The organism is Agriterribacter sp. (assembly GCF_035444585.1).
Classification (GTDB): Bacteria; Bacteroidota; Bacteroidia; order Chitinophagales; family Chitinophagaceae; genus Agriterribacter.
Window position 1 is genome coordinate 1 of record NZ_DAOMOZ010000250.1, and the last position, 6,232, is coordinate 6,232.

General features: G+C 44.2%; 7 protein-coding genes. 4 read left to right on the forward strand and 3 right to left on the reverse strand.

Annotated elements, in window-relative coordinates; genetic code table 11:
• On the reverse strand, window positions 1-2,039 hold a 2,039-nt coding region (ligD, locus tag PLH26_RS19080; RefSeq protein ID WP_324587617.1), incomplete at its 3' end, for a non-homologous end-joining DNA ligase.
• A 155-nt stretch (window positions 2,040-2,194) separates the two neighbouring features.
• On the opposite strand from ligD, the gene PLH26_RS19085 reads away from it, so the two are divergent.
• The 4 genes from PLH26_RS19085 to PLH26_RS19100 all read left to right on the forward strand — a co-directional run bounded on the left by PLH26_RS19085 (window position 2,195) and on the right by PLH26_RS19100 (window position 4,758).
• Window positions 2,195-2,683, forward strand: a complete 489-nt coding sequence (locus PLH26_RS19085) for a low affinity iron permease family protein (RefSeq protein WP_324587618.1) — start codon at window positions 2,195-2,197, stop codon at window positions 2,681-2,683.
• A 93-nt stretch (window positions 2,684-2,776) separates the two neighbouring features.
• Window positions 2,777-3,115 carry a Rossmann-fold NAD(P)-binding domain-containing protein gene (locus PLH26_RS19090; RefSeq protein ID WP_324587619.1) on the forward strand — a complete coding sequence of 113 codons (339 nt, stop codon included), beginning with the start codon at window positions 2,777-2,779 and terminating at the stop codon, window positions 3,113-3,115.
• Window positions 3,116-3,146: 31 nt separating this feature from the next.
• Complete coding sequence (locus PLH26_RS19095; protein ID WP_324587620.1) at window positions 3,147-3,515, forward strand: response regulator; 369 nt, start codon at window positions 3,147-3,149, stop codon at window positions 3,513-3,515.
• 253 nt (window positions 3,516-3,768) lie between these two features.
• Window positions 3,769-4,758, forward strand: a complete 990-nt coding sequence (locus PLH26_RS19100; RefSeq protein WP_324587621.1) for a Gfo/Idh/MocA family protein — start codon at window positions 3,769-3,771, stop codon at window positions 4,756-4,758.
• 8 nt (window positions 4,759-4,766) lie between these two features.
• Here the strand turns inward: PLH26_RS19100 and PLH26_RS19105 are convergent, their stop codons facing one another.
• Together PLH26_RS19105 and PLH26_RS19110 are read right to left on the reverse strand one after the other, a co-directional pair.
• Window positions 4,767-4,940: a phosphatidate cytidylyltransferase gene (locus PLH26_RS19105; RefSeq protein ID WP_324587622.1), complete on the reverse strand. Its 174-nt coding sequence runs from the start codon at window positions 4,938-4,940 to the stop codon at window positions 4,767-4,769.
• 28 nt (window positions 4,941-4,968) lie between these two features.
• The gene (locus PLH26_RS19110; RefSeq protein WP_324587623.1) at window positions 4,969-5,907 is read right to left on the reverse strand and encodes an alpha/beta hydrolase fold domain-containing protein; all 939 of its coding nucleotides are present in this window, start codon (window positions 5,905-5,907) and stop codon (window positions 4,969-4,971) included.
• Window positions 5,908-6,232: the final 325 nt, after the last annotated feature.

Below are 6,232 nucleotides of genomic sequence, written 5' to 3' on the forward strand. Positions count from 1 at the left end.
TTGTCTTTGTTGTCTTCTGCGCTGCGGTATGGAAAAGTTTTTATCCAGCCGGGCGCCTTACCCGTTACATCTTTCTGGTAAAAGCTTTTGCCGTTGATCCCGTTGGGATGGCGGTTGAGCGACTGGGGACGGTCTTTTAAATGAGGCAATATATAAGGAGCTACCTGGTAATAGTAGTTCAGCATATCCCGTTTACTGATCTTTTCTTTTGGCCAATACAGTTTGCCCAGGTTGGTAAAAGTGAGCGAATGCCCGTTGATCTTTCTTTCCTGTTGCTGATCATCGGGGTTAAGCAGTGTTTTTCTTTCGGGCTTTCCGTTCTTTATAAGCAGCTTTTTTTTATCGGGTACAGGGGGCGCTTTTTTCAGCAACTGTTTGGTGGACATGGGTTTTTCGGGGTGAACATCCTGTGCTTTCTTGTCTTCCCGCATGCCCTCAAACGATGGATGCCGCATTACGCCATCGGTGGTCATCTCCGTATACGACACTTCGCAGATCAATTTTGGTTTAAGCCAGGTAACGGTTGCGTGGGGAGGGTTGGGCCTAAATCTTGAAGGCTTATTTACATCGGGTTCAAAGGTGAAAGGATTGGTTTTTGTGATGAGCGGTTTAAATTTGGCCATCATTTCTTTCTGCATTTCATCCGAAAACCCGGTGCCGATTTTGCCGGTATATACAAGCCTGTTCTTTTCGTATACGCCTGCCAGTAAGGCACTGAAATGTTTGGGGCTTCCTTCATTTTGTGTATAGCCGCCAATGACCACTTCATGACGTTTGGCGGCTTTGATTTTGAGCCATTCTTTTGACCTTGCTCCCGGAAAATACAATGAATCCCCTTTTTTGGCTATGATGCCTTCGAGCTTCATCTTTCGGGCCGCTTCAAAAAACTCCGTTCCGGTAGTGTTAAAAGCCTGGCTGATGTGTATCACCGGATGATCATCGGTGAGCGTGTCTTTTAATTTTTCTTTTCTTTCGGTTAACGGGAGGTCCATGAGCGAATAACCATCCAGCCATAATATATCAAATACATAAAATTTGAGCTCGCCGTCTGCTTCGCTGCGCCAGTTCTGCAGTTTACCAAAATCAGACAGGCCCTCTTCATCCGCTACAATGATCTCTCCATCAAGCACAGCATTTATTTTCAGCTCTTTCAACGCATCATAAACAGGGTAAAATTTTTCATTGAATGATTTGTTGTTCCTCGAACAGAGCTCCGTGCTTTTTTTGTTAAGCAATGCTATGGTACGATACCCGTCCCATTTAACCTCGTAAAGCCAGCCTTCTTCATCAAAAGGTTTGTCTGCAAGGGTGGCCAGCATGGGTTGAAGGGTAGTGGGAAATTTCATTTTCTTTCCATTGCCGGCTATTGTTTTTTTAGCCGGAGATGCTTTGGCAGATGTTGTGCTGCTTTTTTTTGCCGTAGTTTTTTTTTGAGTGGCTTTTCCGTAAACAGCCGATGAGCCATCATTTTCAATCTGCTTTAAGGTTCTGCCTGAAACTACTGATTTTTCTTTTTTTAATACCTCTGTGGTTTTGGCGTATTTGTCTTTTACTTTCATCAGCAACCACGAGTTTTCGCCGCGGTAAGAAGATTTTACGAGTGCAAACTGCCCCTTTAGCTTTTCGCCGTCAAGGTTAAAAACGATCTTTCCCTTATGAAGCTGGTGCAGCAATTCTTTTTCTTTTGCTTTTTTCCCTGTAGCATTGCCTTCTGCCGGCTCATAGATGCCCTCATCCCAAACCATTACCGTACCGCCGCCGTACTGCCCTTTTGGGATGATGCCTTCAAAAGTCCTGTAATCAAAAGGATGGTCTTCAACCATCATTGCCAGCCGTTTAACCGAAGGATCTGTGGAAGGACCTTTCGGAACAGCCCAGCTTTTGAGCACTCCGCTCATTTCGAGCCTGAAATCGTAATGCAGGTTGGTGGCAGCATGCTTTTGGATAACGAACCGCAACTCATTGCCGGCGGATTTTCCACCGGTGGGCTCAGGCGTTTTGGAGAAAACACGTTTTTTTTTATAAGTACCAAGCGACATTACATAAGACGCTTAAAATGCATGCCAAAAAATACATCTTACGGCTTGCCGGTCATGCAGGATCAGGATGAGGTTCATGGCATGATTTGTGAATCCTGAAGACCAGGAAAAGCTTTAGATAAGCAGCATCTTTCTGTACACTTATTTCCAACTGAATGAATAAACGTATTTTAAAAAAAAGAACATCAAATCTTGGCCGTGTCTTTAATAAAATTTCGGGTTGGATAACCCGTAAAACCGGGAGTCCCGCAGCTTTTATCCTTGCTTTCACTCTTATAGTCCTGTGGGCAATATCAGGGCCGGTATTTGATTATTCAGACACCTGGCAACTGGTGATCAACACCGGCACTACGATCATTACCTTTCTCATGGTTTTTATTATCCAGCAATCTCAAAATAGGGATACGGCAGCCATCCACTTAAAATTAAATGAATTGATTGCCAGCGATGAAAGGGCAAGTAACCGTTTGGTGGATATTGAAGATTTAACTGAGGAGGAGCTAATGATCCTGAAGAAATTTTATATTAAGCTTTCCGAGAAAGCAGAAGCAGAAAAGGATCTGCATTCTTCTCATTCGCTCGATGAAACCGTAGATGCGCATTATAAGCTGCAACCGCGAAAAAAGCCGCCTGTCAAATCGTAACCGGTGTTGTTTTTATTTTCCTTTTTGCATATTTATTTATCGGCACAATAATGGTTTTACAAGGCTTGTTTACATGCGGTAAATCATACTACTATGGAGGCAGATCTTCACTATGCATTAATTACCGGGGCAGCCGGTAAAGCCAGCTACAGCCTGGCCGATCTTTTTGCAAAAGATGGATTTAACCTGGTTATAATGGCAAAAGATCACAGGGGATTGTGTGATATAACCGGGGAATTAAAGCAACAATACGGGATTAAGGTCATCACTATATCGAAAGACCTTTTTTTATCACCGGATGTTTTTGAGCCGTACGAAGAAGTTATATCTGCTGATATTCAATTGGATCTGCTGGTAAAAGTACAGGGGCGTATTCATATGGTGAGCCTGTTGAAGCCTGTATTCAGAAAGGATCACCGGCTGCTCAATTAGTTTCAGACCAGGACACTTCAATCGTTTGTGTATGGAGCGTATACCCGAAAAGAAAAAGATACTGGTTACCGACGATGACCCCGGCATAGGGGATATTTTAAAAATAATTTTTGAAACCGCAGGATATAATGTGCAACTGATAACAAACGGCGATGACCTGCTGAATGATCAATTTGAAATTCCCGATCTTTTTTTGCTTGACAAACAATTGTCGGGTGTTGATGGCATTGATATTTGCCGGTATCTGAAAGGGCAAAAAACAACGTCTCATTTGCCTGTTATCATGATCTCGGCAAATCCCAATATCGGTAAACTATCTGAAGAAGCGGGAGCAGATGCGTATATTGAAAAACCTTTTGAAGTAAAATATTTGCTTGAAACGGTAGAAAGATATATTTAGGAATTGTCCTCCGCAGAGGTCTGTTTTTATTGTCCCTCGCAAACTGTTTTTTCCGGAAGGGGAAATATTTCCACAATTACTATGTAGTTATCGTTGCGGGGAAGTTATAAGCGCACTTAAACATATTGAAGTTGCCATGCTGCAATTTTGACCGCCCTCTGAGTACAGGAGGAATCTGAAATGCACATCGGAACTGTTATACTACCCCGGAAGGGTGGCAGGGAAATTGACTTATTAGCTGAAAACACTGGCTATGGAACCTGTTAAATGGGGTATTATCGGTACCGGAAGCATCGCCCGCGAATTTGTTTCGGATCTGGTGTTTGTAAATGCGCCGCAGCAGGTGGTAGCGGTGCTTGGGCACAATAAGGACAGCACCAAGGAATTTGCCGGTACATTTAATATACCTCATGCATTTTTTGAGCTTGACACTTTTATTGCAAAAGGGAATATGGATGTGGCATATATAGCCACGCCCCATACCCTGCATTACGGGCAGGTGATGCAATGTCTGCAACACCGTATACCCGTACTCTGTGAAAAGCCGCTCACCATCAATGAAACCCAATGCAAAGAACTGGTGGATACCGCCCGGGCAGCACAAACCTTTTTAATGGAAGGCATGTGGCTCCGGTTTTTGCCCGGCATACGGTTGGTGATGTCGTTGATCAGCAAGGGTAAGATCGGCAAAATTGTTTCCCTCAGGGCGTCTATGGGATATAAAGCACCGGCTGACCCGGATAGTCGTTATTTTGATCCTGCGTTGGGCGGTGGTTCTTTGCTGGATCTTGGTGTTTATCCGGTTTTTCTTGCGTTACTGTTAATGGGAGTGCCCGATACCATCAAAGCGGTTGGAACTTTGTCGGAAGAAGGAATAGACGAAACCTGTTCGGTTCTTTTTCACTACAGCAGGGGGCAGCATGCCACCCTGGAATCTTCGCTGAAATCGGAAACCAAGCTGCCGGTAGAGATAGCGGGAGAAAAGGGAACGATAAAGATGCTGTATCCGTGGTTTGAAAAAACACCCGGTATCGAGCTGCAATTGTATAACGGGGAACCTGTAACCTATCCTATGCAGTGGGAAGGTCATGGACTTTATTTTGAAACAGAAGAGGTATTAAGCTGTATACAAAACAAGCAAATAGAAAGTAAATTGTTACCGCATGCTTTCAGCCTCGAAATGATAAGAACAATGGATGAGATCAGAAGCCAGGTAAATGTCAGTTATTCCATGCACGAATAAGCAGGTCATTACTTCTTTCTTGCTTTTGCAATGATCCACAGTATAAGCACTACAACAACCGCCACCAGAAAGAAGGCCCACCACATGCCGGCTTTAAAAATACCTTCCACTACAGTGCAGCCGCTGAATAAAAAAATAGCGGCCATGGAAATCATCACGGGAAATGATCTTTGTTTGCGCATACTGATCGTTTTACATGATGAATTTCAATTATTGTACCATTCCCATGAGTTCCTCATATAAAAAATCTGCAGCAAACTGACCCGCTTCCTGCCAGCGGACTTTGGTTGCTTTGCCTGCCCAAAAGGGATTGAATCTTTTTTGCAGCTCATGTGCGTAGCCTTCATATGCTTTTAAACGGTTGGGTATGTGCAGCGCATCCGCATTTTGATGAATAACCAAGCTTCCATATACGCCATTATCTGTTTTGCCAAACGGCACTATCCTGTCTTTACCGCCATGCACGCTTACTATGGGCACGCTGGCATTTTTTAACCAACCGGTATCGAACATGCCGCCCCAGAAGTTGATCACCGCGGCTATATCCCGGCGCTCAGGGATAGCCGCTACAAGACCGGGATCAGCACCGGGCTGTACGAGCTGTTTCATCAATACCGCATTGCTGTAAGCCAAATGCAGGGCGATCATGCCTCCGGCCGAATTGCCGGCCAATATGATGCGGCTGGTATCGATTCGGTATACGTTGCTGTTTTTAATAAAAAAAGAAACTGCCTGGTCAATATCTTCCATAGCATCCGAACAGGCATTTACCAAAGCCGTGAAGTTTGATAAAGCAGGTTCTTTGCTTAACCTGTAATTTACGGCAGCGCATACATAGCCCCGTTGGGCGAAGCGTTTGCACCATAAGGGTATTCCCCTGGATGTTTTATTACCGAATTTAAAGCCGCCGCCATGTATCCAGATGATCAGCGGCCGGCTGGTGCTGGTATCATTTTCGGGCTGGTACAGGTCGAGCAGGTAATATTTTTCTTTTGTGCCTGCGGGTGGGTTAGATTGATAAATAATATTTTTATCTGTTGTAACAGCCGTAAAAACACGGTCTTTGTAACGGGCGGGGGGTAGCTGTTGGCCATAAAGCGTCAGGGTGGTGCATGTCAGGATACAACCCCCAATAAGTAAACGATGCATGACTAAAGTTAAGCTTCAATGCGGAAAAAACAGATGAACCTCCCGCAAAATAATGGAAATGATCAGTTCAGCATTGATGGCATGATGAATAGCGGGTAGTGAACAGGATGGTGACCGGTTTCTTTTGGGTTTTATAATTTATTCGTTTATGGTTAGTAGTTATCGACAGGCAACCAAGACTCCCCGGCCTTATGCCTCATGTTTATTAATGTGCCGCTGGCCGATGGCTTGCCGCTGACCACGGGATATATCCGTATATTTATCCAGGCTACCCTACAGTACAGGTAGGTTCATTAAAAGAAAATACTAATCTTTGGAAGTACTG